Annotated in this window: 21 protein-coding genes; 13 read left to right on the top strand and 8 right to left on the bottom strand. The window is 40.5% G+C overall.

The features are described from left to right. The first annotated feature begins 19 nt into the window (after window positions 1–19). The 7 genes from PROVRUST_RS16300 (at window position 20) to PROVRUST_RS16270 (ending at window position 6,531) form a co-directional block, all read left to right on the top strand. Window positions 20–640, top strand: a complete 621-nt coding sequence (locus tag PROVRUST_RS16300) for a fimbrial protein (RefSeq protein ID WP_006815997.1) — start codon at window positions 20–22, stop codon at window positions 638–640. Window positions 641–712: 72 nt separating this feature from the next. Beyond that, window positions 713–3,214 (top strand): fimbria/pilus outer membrane usher protein, encoded by a 2,502-nt coding sequence (locus PROVRUST_RS16295; protein ID WP_006815996.1) that lies wholly within the window; start codon window positions 713–715, stop codon window positions 3,212–3,214. 35 nt (window positions 3,215–3,249) lie between these two features. Continuing rightward, a complete protein-coding gene (locus PROVRUST_RS16290; RefSeq protein ID WP_039855738.1) occupies window positions 3,250–3,969 on the top strand; it encodes a fimbrial biogenesis chaperone in 720 nt (239 codons plus the stop codon). Window positions 3,970–3,986: 17 nt separating this feature from the next. Beyond that, window positions 3,987–4,394, top strand: coding sequence for a hypothetical protein (locus tag PROVRUST_RS16285; RefSeq protein WP_039855736.1), 408 nt, complete (start codon window positions 3,987–3,989; stop codon window positions 4,392–4,394). Next, on the top strand, window positions 4,387–4,920 hold the full coding sequence (locus tag PROVRUST_RS16280; protein ID WP_006815993.1) for a fimbrial protein: 534 nt from the start codon (window positions 4,387–4,389) through the stop codon (window positions 4,918–4,920). The genes PROVRUST_RS16285 and PROVRUST_RS16280 overlap by 8 nt, the downstream gene beginning before the upstream one ends. Continuing rightward, window positions 4,920–5,453: a fimbrial protein gene (locus PROVRUST_RS16275; protein WP_006815992.1), complete on the top strand. Its 534-nt coding sequence runs from the start codon at window positions 4,920–4,922 to the stop codon at window positions 5,451–5,453. Before PROVRUST_RS16280 ends, PROVRUST_RS16275 begins: the two co-directional genes overlap by 1 nt. A 13-nt stretch (window positions 5,454–5,466) precedes the next feature. Then, a complete protein-coding gene (locus PROVRUST_RS16270; RefSeq protein ID WP_006815991.1) occupies window positions 5,467–6,531 on the top strand; it encodes a hypothetical protein in 1,065 nt (354 codons plus the stop codon). On the opposite strand, the gene PROVRUST_RS16265 is transcribed toward PROVRUST_RS16270, so the two are convergent. The 6 genes from PROVRUST_RS16265 to PROVRUST_RS16240 form a co-directional block, all read right to left on the bottom strand. Next, a complete protein-coding gene (locus tag PROVRUST_RS16265) occupies window positions 6,511–7,308 on the bottom strand; it encodes an AraC family transcriptional regulator (RefSeq protein WP_039855796.1) in 798 nt (265 codons plus the stop codon). The two genes, PROVRUST_RS16270 and PROVRUST_RS16265, sit on opposite strands and share 21 nt — an antisense overlap. 119 nt (window positions 7,309–7,427) lie before the next feature. Next, window positions 7,428–8,135 carry a fimbrial biogenesis chaperone gene (locus PROVRUST_RS16260; protein WP_006815989.1) on the bottom strand — a complete coding sequence of 236 codons (708 nt, stop codon included), beginning with the start codon at window positions 8,133–8,135 and terminating at the stop codon, window positions 7,428–7,430. Between the two features lie 11 nt (window positions 8,136–8,146). Next, the gene (locus tag PROVRUST_RS16255; protein ID WP_039855733.1) at window positions 8,147–9,223 is read right to left on the bottom strand and encodes a fimbrial protein; all 1,077 of its coding nucleotides are present in this window, start codon (window positions 9,221–9,223) and stop codon (window positions 8,147–8,149) included. An 11-nt stretch (window positions 9,224–9,234) separates the two neighbouring features. Continuing rightward, window positions 9,235–11,739 carry a fimbria/pilus outer membrane usher protein gene (locus PROVRUST_RS16250; RefSeq protein WP_006815987.1) on the bottom strand — a complete coding sequence of 835 codons (2,505 nt, stop codon included), beginning with the start codon at window positions 11,737–11,739 and terminating at the stop codon, window positions 9,235–9,237. A 14-nt stretch (window positions 11,740–11,753) separates the two neighbouring features. Continuing rightward, complete coding sequence (locus PROVRUST_RS16245; protein WP_006815986.1) at window positions 11,754–12,446, bottom strand: fimbrial biogenesis chaperone; 693 nt, start codon at window positions 12,444–12,446, stop codon at window positions 11,754–11,756. Window positions 12,447–12,500: 54 nt separating this feature from the next. Further along, the gene (locus PROVRUST_RS16240) at window positions 12,501–13,094 is read right to left on the bottom strand and encodes a fimbrial protein (protein ID WP_006815985.1); all 594 of its coding nucleotides are present in this window, start codon (window positions 13,092–13,094) and stop codon (window positions 12,501–12,503) included. Window positions 13,095–13,796: 702 nt separating this feature from the next. Between PROVRUST_RS16240 and PROVRUST_RS16235 the strand changes: the two genes are divergently transcribed. Continuing rightward, window positions 13,797–14,219 (top strand): DoxX family protein, encoded by a 423-nt coding sequence (locus PROVRUST_RS16235; protein ID WP_006815984.1) that lies wholly within the window; start codon window positions 13,797–13,799, stop codon window positions 14,217–14,219. A 173-nt stretch (window positions 14,220–14,392) separates the two neighbouring features. Beyond that, window positions 14,393–15,307: a ribonuclease Z gene (rnz, locus tag PROVRUST_RS16230; RefSeq protein ID WP_039855730.1), complete on the top strand. Its 915-nt coding sequence runs from the start codon at window positions 14,393–14,395 to the stop codon at window positions 15,305–15,307. A gap of 50 nt (window positions 15,308–15,357) precedes the next feature. Here rnz and PROVRUST_RS16225 read toward each other — a convergent pair whose 3' ends face one another. Together PROVRUST_RS16225 and deoC are read right to left on the bottom strand one after the other, a co-directional pair. After that, on the bottom strand, window positions 15,358–16,140 hold the full coding sequence (locus PROVRUST_RS16225; protein WP_039855728.1) for a DeoR family transcriptional regulator: 783 nt from the start codon (window positions 16,138–16,140) through the stop codon (window positions 15,358–15,360). Between the two features lie 46 nt (window positions 16,141–16,186). Further along, complete coding sequence (deoC, locus tag PROVRUST_RS16220; RefSeq protein ID WP_006815981.1) at window positions 16,187–16,855, bottom strand: deoxyribose-phosphate aldolase; 669 nt, start codon at window positions 16,853–16,855, stop codon at window positions 16,187–16,189. Between the two features lie 183 nt (window positions 16,856–17,038). Between deoC and rbsK the strand changes: the two genes are divergently transcribed. From rbsK to PROVRUST_RS16200, 4 genes are all read left to right on the top strand, one after another. After that, window positions 17,039–17,959 (top strand): ribokinase, encoded by a 921-nt coding sequence (gene rbsK, locus PROVRUST_RS16215; protein ID WP_039855726.1) that lies wholly within the window; start codon window positions 17,039–17,041, stop codon window positions 17,957–17,959. Between the two features lie 162 nt (window positions 17,960–18,121). Continuing rightward, window positions 18,122–19,429 carry an L-fucose:H+ symporter permease gene (fucP, locus tag PROVRUST_RS16210; protein WP_006815977.1) on the top strand — a complete coding sequence of 436 codons (1,308 nt, stop codon included), beginning with the start codon at window positions 18,122–18,124 and terminating at the stop codon, window positions 19,427–19,429. Between the two features lie 63 nt (window positions 19,430–19,492). Beyond that, entirely contained in the window at window positions 19,493–20,509 is a 1,017-nt protein-coding gene (locus PROVRUST_RS16205) for an aldose 1-epimerase family protein (RefSeq protein WP_039855794.1), read from the top strand. 227 nt (window positions 20,510–20,736) lie between these two features. Next, window positions 20,737–21,750, top strand: a complete 1,014-nt coding sequence (locus PROVRUST_RS16200) for a mechanosensitive ion channel family protein (RefSeq protein WP_006815975.1) — start codon at window positions 20,737–20,739, stop codon at window positions 21,748–21,750. The last annotated feature ends 176 nt before the right edge of the window (window positions 21,751–21,926 follow it).

Below are 21,926 nucleotides of genomic sequence, written 5' to 3'. Positions count from 1 at the left end.
TGGAGATACCGTCAGCAGTGTGCTGGCGGTATCACTGATCGAATTGAGGGAGGGAATTGTGATTGTTTATCAACGGCTAGCTCGCCAATTAACACGATTGATAACCACAGTGATTTTGCTGTGTCCTGTGATATCGAGTGCCACCAGTAATAAAAAAATTGAGCTTAACGCGAGTACAACCTTCAAAGGGATCGTTGTCGCTACTCCTTGTTCTGTGGTGATAGAGAATCGTTTCCAATCTATTGATTTTTCTCCATTAGCATTAACGATGCTAGGAACTAAAATTCAGCGAGAGCAGCATAATCAACCTTTTGTTATTGAGCTTCGTGATTGTGGCAGTTTGCACTCTTCTCTCGATCCTAAAACCTGGTCAATTCGTTTTGTCGGTCAAGCCGCTGAGCATATTGATGCCTTTGTATTACAGGGAGCATCTCAAGGGCTTGCTGTTTCCGTACTCGATAATCACTTAAACACGCTGATACCGGGTCAATACTACCTCTTGTCAGATAATGTCTTACGACAAGACAAATCAGAAAAAGCACTTTTCTTACGTTATTTCTTACGGTTAGAGCTGACAGGACAGCCGATTCAGGCGGGTAGTTATCAAGGGCTGATTCGGTTTTTTATCGATTATCAATAGGTTGCAAATATATATGCTCTCGAAATCATTTTCGAGAGGGGCACACTTGTCGCATTTGGGATGGTATAGAGCATGGTGTTCAAACATAGCAAACTAAGACAGGCAGTTTTGTTAGCGCTGAGTATGGGCATAGGAAATGTGTATGCCGCTGAATTTAATACCGATGTATTAGATGCTAGCGATATTAATAATATTGATATGAGCCAATTCTCCGTTGCTGGGTATGTTCCTCCCGGCGATTATATTCTCACCGTTTTTGTCAATGGTCTGCGCTTAGGAGCACCTCGAGATGTGGCTGTTTATGAAGATAAAAGTGTACAGAAAATACAGTCTCAATTCGTGTGTATCGCACCGGAATTACTGGATTTGATGGGTTTTAAGCCATCATCAATAGAAAAAATAACCTTATCTCATGATGGGAAATGTTTAAATTTCTCAGCACTTGCGGGGGTACAAAGTAAAGTCGATTTACCCTCAATGTCCCTCAAAATGACCATTCCACAGATGTGGATGGAATACCGGGACCCTTATTGGGTGCCTCCGAAGTTATGGGAAGACGGTATCAACGGAGTATTTGTAGATTACAACGCAAATATTTCGGCGACTAAAGAAAGCGAAGGCAATAAGCGTATCTATTTATCCGGCAATGGAACTTCTGGTGTGAATATTGGTGCATGGCGCTTACGTGGTGATTTTAATGGCACGTATCAAAAGCAGCATGGTGGGGATTATGACCAAGAAAAGCATAATTTTGATTTCAGTCGGTTATATGCCTTTCGTTCCCTAAAAGATTCTGCGGCGATCTTAACTCTTGGTGAAAATAACTTTTATTCGGATGTTTTTGAATCGTGGCAATACACGGGGATCTCGATTGAAAGCGATGATCGCATGTTGCCTCCTAAGTTAGTTGGTTATGCACCAGAAATTATTGGGGTGGCTAAAACGAATGCGATTGTGATCGTGCGCAGTCAAGATCGGATCATTTCAGAAACCTCAGTGCCACCGGGGCCATTTCGTATCCAGACGTTAGATAGTGGCGTTCGAGGCCTTTTAGATGTGATCGTGCGAGAGGAAAATGGTGAAGAGAATAAATTTAGCCTTAGTACCGCTTCATTACCGTATTTAACGCGTCCTGGAAGAGTCGTTTATAAGACAGCAGTAGGTAAAACACGTTATGACAATCGACATTTAACGGGGGAGCCGGTTATTAGTGGTGAATTGTCATACGGTGTCTCCAATGCATGGTCGCTTTATGGGGGGGCTCAGCTCAATGCCTATTATCAAAGCGCAGCACTCGGTATTGGGCGAGACCTGTTTTCTCTCGGGGCGATTTCTGTGGATGTCACTCAATCTTTTGCTGATTATTCAGATGATAAAGACCGCTTACAAGGGCGCTCTTATCGCGTCAATTATGCTAAATCATTTGATGATTTACGCACAGATATTACCTTTGCTGGCTATCGGTTTGCGGATAAAGAGTACCGCACTTTGACGCAATATATGGATGAAGATAGAACGGGCGCCACGCCAAGAGCGACCAAAGAAAACTACCAAGTTTACCTTAATAAGTATTTTGATAATTTTAATGTGTCGCTCAATTACCAATACAGTACGTATTGGCAGGATGATCCTCAAACTCAATATGGTTTATATGCCAATACTAATTTGAGTTTTCCATCTCTCTCTCAATACAACGGAAATATTGCGTTATCCGCGACACGTACAGAGCGCAGTAACGGCTATGAAGATGATTCCATCAATTTGTACTTAACGATTCCACTGTATAGCGGACATAGTCTGACATTCTCCGAGCTTTATTCGCGGTCAGCCAAAAAGAATCAATATAACCATAACGTGGGTTATAACGGCTATGGAGATAATGATAGCTATAGCTTAACTATGGGTTACAACCATGGGCAGGCTATGGATAGCCAAACCAGTTTCAGTGGTTTCTATTCCCGCGATCTCTCGGATGCCAATGTTTCATTCAACGGTAGTTATGTACCTCATCAATATCGCAGTGTGGGGGCATCTATTAATAGCGGTATTACTGTCACGGGTAAAGGTGCTGCATTACACCGTTCCGCGAATGGCGATACGCGCTTAATGGTAGAAACCTCCGATATTGGTGGCGTTCCCTTGAATAACGGTGTGACCAAAACTAACGCATTTGGGCTCGCAGTGATCCCGAATGTGAATAGCTATCGAAAATCAACAGCCACTATCAATACCAGTAAGTTACCTGAAAATATTGAAGCGTTGAGTTCAACCAGTGATATCACGCTGACAAAAGGTGCCATTGGTTATCGCAGCTTCCCTGTGATGAAAGGGGAAAAAGTGTTTGCCGTGATCACCCTGAAAGGAGGTAAAACACCGCCATTTGGTGCCAGCGTTCGTAATGAAGCTAACCAAGAGTTGGGGATCGTTGGGGAAGATGGGGTGACTTGGTTAGTTGGCGTTTCTGGAAAAGAGCCTTTGTGGGTGTATTGGCGTAATCAAAAACAGTGTCAGTTGATGCTGCCAGACACTCCGAATGCCTCTTCTTCCATGCTGTTACTGCCATGTGGCCAATAATCTTTTCGTCAATAAATCATTCTATGAGGTTGATTATGTCTAATTTTCGCAGATCACTGATGGGGCTACTTGCCATCACTTCATTTGCATCTTATAGCGCAGTAACACTGGATAGAACTCGGATTATCTTTCCGGGTAATGAGAATTCAATCAATATTCGCATATCCAATGATAATCCAGAAGAAGCCTATCTAGCCCAAAGCTGGATTGAGGATTTACAGGGGAATAAATTAACCAAAGGGGCCATTTTAGCAACGCCACCATTGCAGCGTATTGAACCTAATAGCCACAGTTTAGTCCGTCTGAGTAAAACGCCTTTATTTAGTCAGTTACCCGATGATAGGGAATCAGTTTTTTATTTTAATCTACGTGAAGTTCCGCCGAAGTCGACGGAAGAAAATACACTACAAATTGCCCTCCAATCCCGTGTAAAGCTGTTTTATCGTCCCGCTAAAATTATCGGCGAATCCGAAACGAAATGGGCGCATAAAGTCACGTTGGTCAAAACACCAAAAGGCTATCGTTTAAACAATGTTACCCCATTTAATCTCACGATTATTGGGGTGGGAAATAATCGTAAACAGTCTGAAGAGAGTGCGTTTGAGGTGGTGATGATTGCGCCGAAGTCGACGCTGGATATTAAATCAAATCCACTTAATACCCCCCATCTTACCTACATCAATGACTATGGCGGTAAACCCACACTGGAATTTCGTTGCCAAGGGGATACTTGCACCGTTTCTGGGGAACAGTGAGTGATAGGGGAAAGCACATGAAAAATATCTCATTGTGGTTAGGGTTAGTCGCAATAAATCTAGTAGCCAGTGTAAATGTGGTGGGTGATGAGTTTGTGGGAAGCGTACCCATCAATGAACCCCGCTATGAATCATCGCAAACGGGATGGTTATTGGTCAATGCGACGGTATTTAATGCACCCTGTGATTTGCAGTTGGCGGGAAAGTTAATGCTGACTAATTGTGGTGCTGGTACCAGTTTTAGTGAGGTTGGAACATTTAACCATACAGCTAAAACTCCCATTATTTTGCAAGTAGTCGATCTTTCTACTGGGCAAAAAGTAGTGCGTTATCCAATGGCATTAATGAATGGCAATAACCTTATTCAGCTGCCAAATATCAGCGAAAGATCCCATCAATTCAGATTGGAGGTTAGCTATGAATAAGTCGCTTACCCTCTGTAGCACTTTGTTGATGGCTATTTTGTGGATCTTTTCAAGAGAAGCAAATGCTCAGGTTCTTGATGTCGAGTTCGGTGGAGAACTGATCAATTTATCTTGCCGGGTGAGTTCGACATCCGTGAATAAAGAAGTTCGTTTAGAAAACTTACGGTTACAGACTCTTAATCAAGAAGACCGTAGCGAAATTACGTCTTTTTCTATTGGCATCGATAATTGCCAGCCTAGTGATTTGGACAAGCTAATCAAAATGACATGGCACAGTTCCCAGCTAGTGAATATTGATGGGCACGATTATGTGGCGACTCAAGGGGAAAGTGGAGTTGTTTTAGGGCTATTGACCCATGACGAAAAACCCATCGAGTGGAATACCCCGATGGAGGTGGGAAAAGTGACCGAAGCGGATTGTGAACAAGAACTTTTCTTTGGTGTATTTGCTCGTAAACCACAATCTGGTTTAGTCAAAGAAGGTGATTTTTCTGGTTGGGTGACTTTTGCTCTGGAGTATGAATAGTGAAAAGAATCAATAGAATAAGTCTATATCTCTGGGGTTTTTTATTACTGAACTCCCCAGCGATATACGGGGATGTGCTGGTGGATGTGACAGCTACGATGGTTGATCCGGCTTGTAATCTCCGTGGTGAGGACGGCAATTCTCCATTACAAATCCATTTTGGAACCATCGAGACCCACAATCTAAATGAAATTTCATTGGCAAAAGATTTTCCGGTGTATATCAGCGGGTGCAATGGTGGAAAGGGGTTATCGATATTGCTAAATCCTAAAGGGTATGGAACTCAAGAATACAGTGGCAAGCAGATCCTATCCACCAGTACAAAAGGGCTTGGCGTTAATCTCTATGATGTCACTGGGGGAAAAACAGATTCTCTGGGGCTTAATCAGCTTCAGCCGATCAATCCGGAGCTAATTAGTGAGACAGAGCACCGAATTAATCTACAGGCTCAGTTGGTTAATACCTTGCCTGTCAGCCAGTTATCTGTAGGGAAATTCACATCTGCGATGATGATTTCAGTCACTTACAACTAGTGAGAACACCGGTATGTTGAAGATTAAACCCATAGCTAAAGTATTTTACTTAGCTGGGAGCCTATTATTACCTATGACGGTACATGCGGATTATGCCGCTCAGATTATTGATCCGAGCTCAGGGTATGTGCTTAAAGTCGATAACAATAGTACGGTAGATCCGACTCCCTACAAAGGCAGTGATGGTCAAAATTATTATCAGGTGGGAGACCCAATTACCTTAGATAGCACCTCCGCTCAAGCGTCGGGAATGGTTAAATGTGTCGGGAGACGCTGGGGGGGGAACAGTACACAAATTCTATCCACCAATTCGTTTCATCGATTATTTATGTATGTCCCAACCACTGGCATTTCCATTGGTGGAAAAGAGACTTACCGCATTAACAGTAACGTAGTGATGACCGTTGAAGCGGATATTATGCAGTGGACAAATCGAGGTGCGGGGGTTTGTTCTCTGGCTTATGAAGATACCAAGTACGAAGTTCCTATGTTTAATAGTCAGTTCCCCATTACGATGACTTTCTATATTAATGAGCGAATTATTGATGGTCAGTTGATGATTTATGGTATGGATCTCGCGGGGTATGTGCGTGCATTTACCGATCCCTTGTCGACGCCACCCTTTAATAGCTGGCCGCTGAATGAAGTTTCAGTGCCACTGCGATTAGCAACATCACAAATCAATGTGGGAGCCATGTGCTCAACCAGTACTAGCTCGGGTGATAAAGCGGTATTGAACTTACGTCATGGGCAATTAAACAGTTTGAATTATGACAGTCGAACTAACGGACAAGTGACTTACAGTTGCTTATTTAGCTCCTCAACGAAAGTGCGTTTGCGCCTAGATTATGCTTCAGATGAAGATCCTCAAAAGCGGCTACCAATGACCAATAATGCCAATGATAAAATTTATAGCGCGCTCACGATTATAGATCAGGAGACCGGTCAATCGGGTCAAGAGTTAAGGACAGAAATTTATGCCAACAAAACATTTGAAATTATTAGCCACCTACAAGGGGAAAATGCCGCAGCCGGTGATTATCATGGGTCTGCGTGGTTAATTGCAACCTATGAGTAGGGATGACTCATCAATTTGCTGGATAAAGCTTGATGGGGGTTGTCCTAACCATTTTTTGAACATGGTTGAGAACGAACCCACGTTACAATAACCGAGATCAAAGGCGACTTCGGTTATTGATTTGCCCGCAGATATATTTGTAATGGCGTTTAATAGGCAGGCTTGCTGTCGCCAATTGGAGAAAGATAAGCCTGTCTGCGCGCTAAAAAAACGGCTAAATGAGCGCTCACTTTTATGCAGTTTTTTTGCCCATTCTTGGGGAAGGGACGTGATATGCGGAGCCGTTAAAAACTCACGACACAGTGTTGCTAAATGCGTATCACGGGGAATGGGAGCAAAGAAAGGCAGCGGTTTGGCTCGTGCTACCTCATGTAATATTAACTGAATTAAAATTCCTTCTCGCCCATGAAGGTCGTATTCCAAAGGAATATCGACAGCTTCCAGCAATAATTGACGCAGTAGCCTAGAAACCCGCAGAACTTCACACTTACGGCTTTGGCGAGGTGCGACAGTAGGTTCAATATATAAGCTGCGAGTACTGACGTTGAGCATACGTGTTTCATGGAGTGTTTGAGCCGGTATCCACACGCCACAATCAGGGGGAATAACCCATTCTCCATCAGCAGTACTGACCTCTATAAGCCCAGTAGCCCCATATAAAAATTGCGCTCTGCGATGTTCGTGAGCACTTAATAGCACATTCGGGGGGTAATCTGTACCGATGGCTAAAACATCACGAGGCACAGCATCAATTGTGTTCAGTGAAATATTTCGCATGTGGGTTCTACTTGGCTGAGATTCAAACATCATTATCTATTTTTTGAAGTTTGGCAATTCAGGGCCGTTCTTAATATTAGATCAACATAATTCACAGGTTTTACGGACGGCAAAGTTTATCAGAGAGACGCTCTTTTTATTTTATGGCTAATAAGGTTTCCTTGGTCATTAATAAATACAACCACAATATCTTGTTTGTATTCGTTATTTTCATGGATATTTTGTTCCGAAAATGGTGCAACCATAACGCTTTTTGCTATTGGGTTCTGTTGATTTTTTTCATAATAAACTTCTGAAATATTTAAAAAATAAGGCGTTGGATTTTCAATAATGAGTTGTTTATCAGAAGATGAAAGTTTCACGAGGTCAATAACAGATTCAATGTTACCCGAGAGTATTGTGGGGCGGTAAAAAAGTTTAATGCGTATTTGTAATGCGAGCTGTATCAGATTCATACCCTGTTTATTTTGGGGTTTGGGAGAAATATCGAGAACGTTCAAGTAAAATACGGACTCCCTATCTTGCGGGAGATCTTCTCCAATATATTGAATGCGCAGTTGAGCCCCTTCATTGGCCGCAATCTTGGCAACGGGTGGGGTGACAATAAACGGCGCTTTTGTTGTTTCTGGTGTTGAATGAATATCGCCTTCATCAATCCAACTCTGAATCAAACTGGCTTGCTCGCTATCATTAACCGTTTGAATGCTAATCCGTTCCTTGTCGCCTGGATAAATAATTCGAGTGCCTTTTAAGATTAAACTTGCGTGGGTTTGATGGCTCAACAAGAGTAGCACTAAGCTGTAGATGATTTTCTGGATATGCCTCATGATGTTAACCCTCAATTATATGACATGACAACAGTCGCAGTGCTAGAAACGGCGCCTTGAGTGACGCTGTTCGCGTTATAAGGATAATAATAAGCCCCCATGTTGATGGAAAATGAAGGGGCTATTGGGTTGCCTTTGTTCACACTAAAAATTGAAGTGGCATTACTTTGAGCTGAGGTACTATTAGACAAGGTTAATGGTGTATTGATATTGCTTGCTGTAACGAGCCTAAAACCAACACCCGCCGCACCTTGATTTGCTGTGTTATTTAATACTGTTTTATCGCCCGCGAGTAAGCTATTACTGGATAAAAATATAGAAATATCCCGTGAGGCATTACCACCCGCAAGGAAATCTTTGCAGGCAAAGTTAAGATTGAATGGGGTATAACCCGCTCGAGGGGTATTTTTTACTGTATTGATACTAACTGGAGGAAGAGACACAACCAAACCTTGGTTAGAAAAATTACAGGTGGTTAGTATGGGATTATAGGTAATTTGGACAGGTTGTAAGAAAATATCATCGGGTTGGGTTGTCCATACAAATCCCAGTAAAAATGCAAGAAGCCTTGCAACAACGTCAATGAGCCATTCAACGAGCCCGAGTGTTGAAGCATCAGAAGCAAAAACGACAGGGGTAATTGTGGTGGTACTACCTGGCACTTCAATATAATTTGTCGCAGGCTTGCTATCAACTAAAGTAAATTGCATCGTAAAATTAGCATCAAGATCTGACGCAGGATGTGACCCCGTAGTAATATTAGACACATTATTTTTTTCCAAAGCGGTTACTGTAATAGACACAAACTGCTTTCCGCCATTGAACCCTACGGTTGCCGTTCGGTTTTGAAACGGTGATGCTATCCCAACGGTATTTGGGAAAACGCCACGTGGGGTACACGTAAAATTACCCGGATATGTCGTGCGAGTCGCTTTCGATATAGGCGTAGATGTGCTGGTTAGTTCCGTTGATAAATCAAAAGAAATCGCAGGTGCTGTCACGGTTGAGGCCTGCCGACAATTTGCAGATGCATATTGACTTGTTGCTAGTAAGGCTGAAAGCAATAATGCCAATTTCGTTGTTTTCATCATTTTTTCCTTTATCGGCAGAGATTTTTGTTTTTATCCATCGTATTCACTGGATGGTGGATAACACATGTTTTATTCCCTTTAAGTTTGATATAGATAGCCGATGGGAATTGATCGCTTTTTAGGTACAGCACACCTGATTGCCCGACATAGCCAATGCTTTGTTGTTGTGCCTCCATAATTTCAGTGCCGAACGGTAGATTTTTTCCATCTGCGAGTTCACCGCGTAAAATAAAGGTTTGTCGAGTATCCGTTTCTAGCTGGATATAATTAACGGCGCCTTGGTATGGACTGATATTGGCCATATTACCAATGACTTCAGCTCCAGAGGTTTTTTCGGTATCAGATAGGGTATAAGTATTTGCTCTGTATGGCGTGGTGTTAGTCAGCAGGACTACACCTTGTTGATTAGTTAGCGCTGTTTTATCCGAGTTAACCATCATATTATTCGCCATTGGGGCATCAATGATGGTGTAGGTCTGCCCGGTATCGCCGGATAAGGCAATATGTCCGGGGATTGCCACAATCGTGCCTCTCATACCTAATCCAGCTTGGCGATAATCATTGGCTTCGGTATAAGATCCGGACAGGGTTGTATCAGGGTGTTTATAGCTGACATTTCCACCGATTAAATTATTACCACCAGATTGATTGGTACCATTAACAGTATAATTAGTTTGATTATTTTCCCCTGCAATACCACTAACACTCAGTGTGGCTTGTTGATAGCGTGAATCGGTAAAGTAACTGCCCATACTGATGTTTGCGCGTTTTTCAAATAACTGAATAGGGACGCTAACATTCATGTATAAGCGAGTTTCTTCATTGTTATCATAATTACGAATACGTGATACGGAGACACTGTAGGAAATATCATGATAGTTGTTTGAATAACCGACTTGATACTCGCGGCTATTACCGTTGGTATTCCAGTAATCGCGATGGGTACCGGAGACGAAAATGGAGCCAAAATTTTCACCCAGTTGCTGATTCAAGTTTATGGTAAAGGTATTTTTAGCTCGGGAACCACGTAGTGCATCGAACGTACTTAATGAGATATCTGAATTATTGTTATTACCAATTTGATTTGAGTTTTCATCTTGATATCTTTTCCATGCTTGGTAGTTATCATGGGAATAAATAGAATCAGTAAAGCTATAATAGCCACTGGTTGAATAACGATAAGTGGCAAGGGTTAAATTGGTTGAGGTTGAATTAATAAATTTACTATAGGTTAGCCGATAGCTTTGCCCACTTTTATCGCCACTATCGAGAGTGGTATTTGCATGGGTAATATCCGCAGAGATAGCCCCAAAACGAAAATTCCATCCACTGCCGATCACAGCAGAACGATACTTTTCACTAAACAAAATACCGGAATAGAGAGTGACAAGATTATTTAGCCCGTAGTTAATTTCACCTTGCACAAATTTAGGTTGATAGGATGTATTATCAATTTTTGATTGCCCAGCTAAAAGGTTGTAATTGTAAATCCCCTCTTTGAGCATATTTGGTACCGTTGAGTATGGGACTGTAAAAGTCTCTTTTCTGCCATTAGCTTCTTGAATAACCACCAATAAATCACCGCTCCCTGCACTGGGTTGAATATCATTAAATGAAAATTCACCAGGAGGAACATTTTCCTGAAAGACTAAATAGCCATTTTGGTAAACGGTAACGAGGGCGTTAGTCTGCGCCACTCCTCGAATAATCGGCACAAAATTCTGGCTGGAATTGGGGAGCATCCCCATTTCAGTTGCTAACATCATGCCTCGAATGCGAATACTGTTAAATAAAGCACTGGGGGTATAGAAGTCACCCACTTTCAAGCCCGAATTAATTTGGCTGATGGGGCGATAGCCATAGCGAGTGTTATTTGTCCATTTTTGAGCGCTGTGGGAAGTATAGCGATAGCTGGATTCATCACGAAATTGCCATGCACCTAAGTTGATGCCCGAGTTTAATGTTGCATAAAAACTGTCATTATTACGCTTCTCATTTTGTTTTTCTTTATAGCTGTAATAGTTTGTATTATAAGAAAAAATAATAGCAGGAACACCGTAGTTCCATAAGCTAGGGTCAACGTAACCTGATTCAGATTGTTTGAGCGATGCTTGTGGAACCATCATATCTAAACGTAATTCGTTGATTTTGAATTTGTAATGAATATTAGATGCGAGTGAATCAATTAATACATAGTGATTATCTTGTACTGGCTCAATGTTTCTCGGTGATGGTTTCAAGCCTAATTTGGTGATATCGCTTTGTGGAATACTGATTTTTTTACCATTATCTTCGATGCCAATTTCAAATTGCCCTCGCCAAACCTGATTAACATAGACATCTGCCAATTGTTTTCCTGATGGTATTTTCCCTTCAGCGTAGAATCGAGAAATATCCCCTTTTCCAGATTCACCCACCAATAAAGAGGTATCAAATTCATCTGAAAGTGAGTTTTTTGAATATGTTTGTAGCCCTATTAAGATCAGGATGTAGAAATAGTTTTCTCTTTTCATGATGATTTCTTCTATTAAGGCTGAATATTTTTAGATCTGAAAACACCATAGTCGTCAACATAGCTGAGTATGAGATTGTGATTTTTTAACTTTCCTTTTAAAGGTAACTCTTTTGATGATAAAGGCGGGATCATTTCTGAATCAACAAGAGCTAGGTTTTTATCTTCAGGTGTTGTTATCGTCACAATAGTAAAATGGTATTGTGAGTTGTTTTTAACTAATACATTATTGCTATTTATTTGATAACTGATTTTTTCCGTAATATCTTCGGATCTTTCAGTTAAGGCTTTTGGACGATAAAATATTTTAATTCTTGAACGTGTAGCTAATTGAATCGTATTTTTTCCTATCATTGAATCAGGTGTTTTAGGAATATCTAAAATATTTAAATAGAAAACGCTTTCAACATTATTAGGAAGTTTTATATCAGTTTTTTTAATTTTCAATTGCTGCCCTTGTAAACCATCTACTTTGACTATGGGAGGATAAAGATAAAAAGGGGCATTTGAATTTTCTGGTGTTGAATTTATATCTCCACTATCAATCCATGACTGAATTAATGAAGGTGATGTACTGTTATTGGTTAATTGAACTACCATGCTATCAGCTGCTTCTGGATATATAACTCGAGTACCCGTGATAATTACATTTGAAAATGTTTTTAATGGAAATGATAAAGCAAGTAAGAATAAGAGTATTATTTTCATCGTAATTTCTCACTAAAAGCTAGGCTCAGAGAGCCTAGCTTTATTCATTAGTTGTTATAGATATGAAACGGTATAAATTACGTTTGATTGCAAAGCTCCAACTTGGGCAGCAGTAGCATTTGTTTTGTAGTAGCTAGCGATTAAGCTTAAGGTTGAACCCGCGGCTGATGTTGTATTTGCAGCGGTTAACTGAGTGTCAAAGGTTGAATTTAATGGAATCGCAACGGTTGGTGTCGTTGTTTGTGACAGGCTGAAACCAACGTTTCGTGCGACTGATGGGTCGTTTTCATTTGCGGTTGTATTCATTAAATACAAACCAGAGGGAGAAATAGTACTTGATGAGAAATGCAGTTTTAATGTGCCAGTTGGTGTTCCTGCACCAACAAGTGCGCAATTTGAAAATGTAAGAGCAAACGTTTTTTGGTTTTTAGTTATCACCGTATTAGCCGATGTACCAGCATCAGCTGGGACAATTGGATCTAATGCGATCGCCATGTCAGCACTATTACCACCATTAATCGTGCAGGTAGTATCACTAATAGCACCTGAGAAAGAAATAATGCCTCCAGGGCTATTCGTTGCTGCAAGTACTGAACCCGATATCATAGATAAAGAAAATATCGACAGAGAAAGTATATGTCTAGGCATAATTAATCCCATTGAGGTTATGTATTAGTAAAATACAGATGCGATTTAGCTAGTAGAATTACTTAGCTTTGTTAAGCGTAGTTAATGAATTAAGAACTTCAAGATTAATCTTATTTAATTTAATAGAATATTTATCCAATAAAAAAGGGAGTAAAAGAATAAAAGATTAAAGATGCTAGTGATATTGTCAGGTATATCTAGTAAAGATAAAAATAATAAATAAAATTATTAAGATATAAGTTTTATATTGTTTATGAAAAATATTCACCTCCGCTGCTTGTTTTTTAAACTGCCGCTATTTCTATTTTTAGAATAAATTAATTTAAAATTAAAATAATAATCAAAACGATTAATAACATTAATTATCATGAAAATGATTTCATCAGATCTAATTTAACTAACGTTACAGTTTCATGAAAAACATTTTAAAGGCACCAATATAGTGCAATTTAATACTGAATATTTAAATTTAAGGATAAAATTGCTTATTAGTTTTTAGTGATAATTTTAAAAATTGAGACTTGTTCAGTTTTTTTGTTTATATATCGAATTAATAAACGCTATTTTTGAATAAGTGGTTATGATTTTTTTATTATTGAAATAACCTTGATATAGATGTGGTAAATCTAAATTAAAATAATTCTCATTTTGAACTTCTCGGTCATAATGATAAATAACGTAACTTAATAGGGCGGGTATAAAATGATCGGACTATTCAACCGTTGTTTGTCACATGAAGATGCAGGAAAATTGCTATTGCGCTTAGCTGTGGGTGGATTAATGCTATTTCACGGAATGAGTAAGCTATTAACGGGGGCTAGTGGTATCAAAGGATTGTTAGCCTCATACGGTTTGCCCGAATTCATTGCCTACGGCACAATTGTCGGTGAAGTTATTGCGCCTATTTTTATTATTTTAGGGATTCTGACCCGACCTTCTGCTTTGCTGGTCGCATTCACAATGTTTATTGCATGGCTAATGATTGGGCTAGATAAAACGTTTATACTCGATAAAACGGGTGCATGGGCAATTGAAAGTATTGTGTATTTCTTTGTTAGTGCGATTGCTATCGCACTAATGGGGGCAGGAAAATATTCTGTTATGAAAAATGAATGCTGGCGGTAGGCATTGATCGATAAAGAATGCATAGGGCATCAATCTTGATGCCCTATTTTACTGTTTCTCGGCAGCCGTAAAGACAGCCTAATGATGCTGATCGATTACGTAACTAGTTGGTGAAGTTCGGGTTAGATTGGGGGCATATCTAATAAAAAGAACAATATAAATAAGGAATGGGAATGGAATTAACGTTTCTAGGAACCAGCGCGGGTGTACCGACAAAAGATCGAAATGTCACCAGCATGCTGCTGGATTTGATTGGAATTCGCAAAAATTATTGGGTATTTGATTGTGGGGAAGGAACTCAGTACCGAATTTTAAACAGTCCATTTAAACCCTCAAAAATTGAAAAAATCTTTATTACACACTTACATGGTGACCATATTTTTGGGCTACCGGGGTTGCTATGCAGTCGCTCTATGGGGGGATCAACTGACCCATTGACGATTTATGGGCCTAAAGGATTGAAACAGTATATAGAAACCGCATTGTCGCTCAGTAGCTCCTATATGACTTATCCTCTTGAGATTATTGAAATCGAAGAGGGGCAGTTATTTGATGATGGAAAACTGATTGTGACGGCATATTCTCTCGATCATCGGGTGGAATGTTATGGCTATCGCATTGAGGAATACGCGAAACTAGGAGCTCTAAATGCTGACAAACTGGCTCGAGATAATATCCCCCGAGGGCCATGGATGCTGGCGTTGAAGCAAGGGAAGCAGATTCAATTAGATGATGGGCGAGAGGTTAATGGCACCGATTATCTGGAGGAACCAAGAAAAGGTAAAGTCGTTGCCATTTTTGGAGATACTATCCCAACGCCGAATGCCTTACTGTTGGCCAAAGATGCGGATGTCATGGTCCATGAAACAACCTTAGAGGCTGAATTTGAAGATAAAGCCAATGAGCGTGGGCATTCAACAACTCGCCAAGCAGCATTGCTTGCTAGGCAGGCAGGAGTAAAACGCTTTATCGCCACCCATATAAGTGCACGTTATGGGCCTCAAGACATCCCCAGATTATTAGCCGAATGCCAAGCTGAATTTCCGGCGACAGAAATAGCGGAAGATTATCTGACGATTAAAATCTGAAAAAAGTGTCGATTTTTGTTATCAAAATCGACACATAAGGAAATCCCATTTTAATAAATCACCTTCACAAACCCATTTCGGCAATACGTTTCATACTCATCAGTAAGTTGTCGATTAGTCACAATCACATCAAACTGGGATAACTCCCCCATATTGGCTGTCGCAACTTCATCGAACAAATTATAAGGCGCCAACAAAATCTTCCGGATAGATTTTTCCATTCCTTTCTTTTTCATCGGCAAATCATCGATATTGTAGCAAGTCACGCCATAGGTGCTGTGGACTCCAGTGGCGGACATAAAGGCTTTTTTGGGATTAATCGAATCCAGTAATGAAGGCAGTGTTGGGCTATAAAAAGAGTCACTTTTAGGACGATATTCCCCACCACAGAGCAGTGCAGTAGCATTTTTTTTCTGGCTCAGAGCAAGAAAAACGTTATGGGAATAACAAATTCCGGTGAAACTGATCTCTTCGGGGATTAGGGAAATCAAGGTTGCCATTTCGATCCCATTATCAAAAAAGATCACATCGTCTTCACTGACCATACTGGCGGCGAGATTAGGGATGTAGAGTTCTTCTGTTTGATCGGGCGTGAAAATATCAGCGTGGTGTTCGGTTGGTGATAGGTGGGAAGTAGGTTGAGTGACAGAAACAATGTAGCCACCAAGCAGTGACATAGGGATCGGGCCTTCAGTATCCGCATTGAGATCTCGGCGAATGGTCATTTCAGAGACTTCAAGTATTCTAGCGGCTTCTTTGAGATGAATGCGTCCTGAACGTTTGATACATTCACTTAAGCGGCGAAGGCGTTCTTTTTGTTTAGTTTCTATCACCCTACAATCCTTTTTATAATGGCGCGGACGAACCGCGCCCCGTTGTTTAGTACTCACTTGGAGTGGTTTCATCTCCAGTCACAATTGAGACACTTGCGCTTGCGCCAACACGGTTAGCACCGGCTTCAATCATTTTAATCGCTGTTTCACGAGTACGAACACCGCCAGAGGCTTTGACGCCGATTTCGTTACCAACGACTTTACGCATCAATGCGACATGATGCTCAGTTGCACCCATTGTACTGAATCCTGTTGAAGTTTTCACAAAACCAACTTTCATTGTGCGGCAAATTTCACAAACTTGTGTGATTTCTTCATCAGTTAACAGGCAATTCTCTAAAATAACTTTCAAAGTGGCATTTCCGCAAGCGGCAAATACAGCTTCAATATCACGGCGAACGAATTCTAAATCACCACTTTTAAGCATACCAACGTTGATAACCATATCGACTTCATCGGCACCACGGCGAACAGCTTCTGCTGCTTCAAATGCTTTTGCTTCTGTTAAGCATGCGCCTAAAGGAAAGCCTACCACACAGCAAACTTTTACATCACTGTCTTTTAGGCATTCACTTGCAAGAGGCACATAGCCTGTATTAACACAAACAGAGGCAAAGTGATATTGTGCAGCTTCTGCACATAACGTTTTGATATCATTAACAGTTGCGTTTGCTGCGAGTAAGGTGTGATCAATATATTTCGCTAAATCTTGCATTTTAAACCTTCCTATATGATGTGAATTAGGATAAACGTGGGTTAGGTAACAAAGAATGAGGAAATGTGGCAGATATAACACTTGATCATTCGTTATTCGAGATCCTAATCACAAATGATATTTTTGCAACATGATAATGTTAGTATTATATCATTATGTGATTTATTTAACACGAGGGACATTATGGATATAGCAGTTATAGGTTCAAATATGGTCGATTTGATCACTTACATCGATCAAATGCCAAAAGAGGGGGAAACCCTCGAAGCGCCAGCGTTCAAAATTGGTTGTGGCGGTAAAGGTGCTAACCAAGCGGTCGCGGCGGCAAAACTGAACTCAAAAGTGATTATGTTAACCAAAGTCGGTGACGATATCTTTGCTGATAATACCATTCGTAATCTTGAGTCTTATGGCATCAATACCCGTTATGTAGAAAAAGTGCCTTGTACATCCAGTGGGGTTGCGCCAATTTTTGTGAATCAAAACTCCTCTAACAGTATTTTGATCGTCAAAGGTGCGAATAAATTCTTATCTCCAGAAGATATCGATCGCGCTGCTGAAGATCTGAAAAAATGTAAGTTGATCGTACTGCAATTAGAAGTACAGCTGGAAACGGTGTATCACGCAATTGCATTCGGGAATAAGCATAACATTCCTGTGTTGCTTAACCCAGCCCCAGCTCAGCGTTCATTGGACTTAGATTTTGCGTGTCGTTGTGACTTCTTTGTACCGAACGAAACGGAGCTGGAAATTCTCACCAATATGCCAGTAGATACCTTGGATAATGTTCGTCGCGCAGCCCAATCTTTATTAGATAAGGGACTGAAAAACCTGATTGTTACATTAGGTGATAAAGGCGCGCTATGGATGACTCGTGACAGTGAGTTGTTAATCCCTGCAATCAAAGTGAATGCTATCGACACCAGCGGTGCAGGTGATGCCTTCATCGGTTGCTTCTCCCATTACTATGTTCACACCGGAAATATCGAAGAAGCAATGAAAAAAGCCGTTCTGTTTTCTGCATTTAGCGTAACAGGCAAAGGTACTCAATCCTCTTATCCGAGTATTGAGCAATTTAGTGAATTTGTTCAGTTAAGTAATTAGTCCTTATCGTCTTTCAAGCACCAGATGCATTGCCTGTACCCGCAATATTTGCTCTGAATTTGAATGATGTTGAGCATGACCGGTTGAAATGAATGCCGCCAATAGAGCGATAAAGCAACGTTTAACCGGTTAAAAATATTATAAAAATTATTAAGGGTTACCATGAACATTAAGAACATCACTCAGTTACCTGATGGGTACCTGAATAAGACACCTCTATTTCAATTTATCCTACTTTCCTGCTTATTCCCGTTATGGGGATGTGCAGCTGCACTTAATGACATTTTAATCACACAGTTTAAAAGCGTTTTTGAACTCAGTAACTTTGCGTCAGCATTAGTGCAAAGTGCGTTCTATGGTGGCTACTTTTTGATTGCGATCCCGGCTTCACTCGTGATCAAAAAAACCAGCTATAAATATGCGATCATGATTGGATTGATCTTGTATATCGTGGGTTGCACCATGTTCTTCCCAGCTTCACACATGGCAACCTACACCATGTTCTTAGCGGCGATCTTTGCGATCGCAATCGGTCTAAGCTTCTTGGAAACCGCAGCGAATACCTACAGTTCGATGATTGGTCCAAAACAGTATGCGACCTTGCGTTTGAACATCAGCCAAACTTTCTACCCAATCGGTGCCGCTGGCGGGATCTTGCTGGGTAAATATTTAGTGTTCTCAGAAGGTGAAAGCTTACAAAATCAAATGGCGGGTATGGATGCGACGCAGCTTCATGAATTCCGTCTGGCAATGTTAGAAAATACCCTCGAACCTTACCGTTATATGATTATGGTGTTGGTCGTGGTAATGATTCTGTTTTTAGTGACTAAATTTCCAAAATGTAAAGTGGCTGAAACGGTGGAACATAAACGTCCATCAGCGATGGATACTCTGAAATACTTAGCGAAAAACAGTCGTTTCAGAAAAGGCATTATCGCTCAGTTCTTATATGTGGGGATGCAAGTTGCGGTTTGGTCATTCACCATTCGTTTAGCGCTTGAAATGGGCGATATCAACGAGCGTGATGCCTCTAACTTTATGGTGTACAGCTTCGCTTGCTTCTTTATTGGTAAATTTATTGCCAACATTCTGATGACCCGTTTCAATGCAGATAAAGTGCTAATTATCTATTCTATTATCGGCGTGCTGTTCTTAGTGTATGTCGCCTTTATGCCAAGCTTTACCGCTGTTTACGCTGCTGTATTAGTGAGTATTTTGTTCGGACCATGTTGGGCAACTATCTATGCAGGAACCCTCGAGACTGTTGATAACGAACATACTGAAATGGCGGGAGCGGTGATTGTGATGGCGATAGTCGGCGCGGCAGTGGTTCCAGCGATTCAAGGCTATGTTGCAGACCTCACTCATTCACTCCAGCTTTCTTTCTTAGTTTCTATGTTGTGCTTTGTATATGTGGGTATTTACTTCGTTGGTGAACGCCGCTTCAAAGCAAAACAAGCCGCTAAATAAACCAAAAAGTATATTGGGTAGGCTTGCCTGCCCAATTCTCATTATCAAACCGTGAGTATGACCATGAACACAATGATCCCGTTACATAAAAGCTTATTTACGGAAAAACCGACATTAATCGTTAAAAATAGCCAGTTTTCCGTTTCCGCATTTGTTTATCACTCTGGGGTTCAAGGTTTACGCGTTGAAAACCAGCAAGGTCACCTGACAATTTTGCCATTTTTAGGGCAGATGATTTGGGATGCGGAGTTTTGTGGGCAAAACCTGAAAATGGAAAATATGTTTTCAGAGCCTAAACCCGTCCCCACCGTGATTGAAACGTATGGATGTTTTGCATTCCATTCCGGCTTAATCAGTAATGGCTGCCCATCACCAGAGGATAATCATCCATTACATGGAGAAATGCCTTGTGCATCCATGGATAGCGCATGGCTTGAACTGACTGAAAATAGTCTGAAAGTGTGTGGCGAATATGAGTATGTGATGGGGTTTGGTCATCACTATCGCGCAGCACCTTCCGTGCAATTACATGCTGGCAGCTCGCTATTTGATATTCATATGTCGGTGACGAATTTAGCATCGGTGCCAATGCCGCTTCAATATATGTGCCATATGAATTATGCCTATGTGGATAATGCAACACTGACGCAAAACATCCCAGAGCAAGCTATCAAGCTACGTGAGTCTATTCCTGGACATGTCCATCCAACCCAAAAATGGCTCGATTTCAATCAAGCATTGAAATCAGGCGAAATCACCTTGAATCAGCTTAACCAGCCACAAATGTGCGACCCGGAAATTGTCTTCTTTATGGATAATTTGAGCCAATATACGGCTAATCCAGAGTTTAGAATGACATCTCCTGCGGGTAATACTTTTGTGACTCGCTTTAAATCAAATGAACTTAATTATGCGACTCGCTGGATTTTATATAATGGCGACCAAAAGGTTGGGGCGTTTGTACTACCAGCAACATGCCGTCCTGAGGGGTTTCTTGCTGCAAAAAATAACCAAACATTGATTTGGTTAGATGCGGGGGAAAATCGTCAATTTACAGTGACGACGGGTGTAGAAAAGTAATTTTTAATTATTCTTTTCGTGAAGGCTGCTGATTAGTAGCCTTTTTTATTGCTGAATAACGGCAATACTCAGTATTGTTTGTCATGAATAATTCATTATTGGACTATATGAAAAGTAATTGATAATTATTAGGAAACTTAAGTGAATAATTGCTATCTTAGCGATTATTCACTCATAATTTAGAGTGTTATTTTTCATACAGCAAGTTGATTTTAGGGCAATAAACCATGATTCAAACACTACTCGAAAAATATGCTGTCGGTATGACTATCATTACCGTCTGTTTGGTTGTGTATTTAATTTTCGAGATTTTACATAAAAGACATAAACATAAAAGAAAAAGTATTCTGGTTCATGTAATCCAAACTATTGTGTTGTGTGTGATTGTTTTAGCCATTGCTCAGACCGTGGATATGGCAGCCAGTGATTTCGAGCTCAGCTTTATTTCTACACCATTAATTAATTTAGTGGCGATATCGGCGATTACATTAATTATTATGCGAAAGCTGTTTCAGTTAGCAAACCGCCTTGAAAAACAACAAATTAAAAAAGGTAGTGACCCAACTTCAGCACGAATTATCGCTCGTATATTTAAAACCACCGTTTTTGTCATCATCGTCCTATTGTTTGGTGAACACTTTGGCATGAGCCTCTCAGGCTTAATGGCATTTGGTGGGTTAGGTGGTATCGCGATTGGTATGGCGGGTAAAGATATCCTGAGTAACTTTTTCTCTGGGATTATGCTCTACTTTGATCGCCCCTTTAATATTGGGGACTGGGTGAGTTCTCCAGATAGAAATATTGAAGGTACAGTAGTCGAAATTGGCTGGCGGTTGACCAAAATAGTCACTTTTGACCATCGTCCTTTATATATTCCCAACTCGTTATTTTCATCAATTAGCGTAGAAAATCCTGGGCGCATGACCAACCGACGAATTAAAACGGAAATTGGTTTACGCTATGAAGATTCTGACAAAATTAGTGCCATAGTGGATGATATCCGCACGATGCTGAAACAAGATGAAAATATCGATACAGGGCAAACGTTATTGGTTTATTTTGATGCTTTTGCAGATTCATCATTGAATATTATGGTGTACTGTTTTACCAAAACAACTGTGTGGGCTGAGTGGTTAGATGCACAGCAAACGGTCTACTTAAAGATTATTGAGATCGTTAAAAAGCACGGTGCAGACTTTGCTTTCCCATCTCAAACGTTGTATGTGGAAAAAAACCAGTAACTTCCCAATCCTGTAAAATTAACCGACTCATTCACTGTAATATAAATGTGAATTAGTCGGTTAATCTGCAAACTATTTCTATGTTATGTTTTAATGCTGATGAGTCGTGAGTCCTCCTTTGAAATTTTTATGCTATTAACCAGCAAGTTATAAAAAAGATTCAACTTAGGTCAATT

This window comes from Providencia rustigianii DSM 4541 (genome assembly GCF_000156395.1).
GTDB classification, from domain to species: domain Bacteria; phylum Pseudomonadota; class Gammaproteobacteria; order Enterobacterales; family Enterobacteriaceae; genus Providencia; species Providencia rustigianii.
This window is presented reverse-complemented; position numbering and strand designations above follow the sequence as displayed.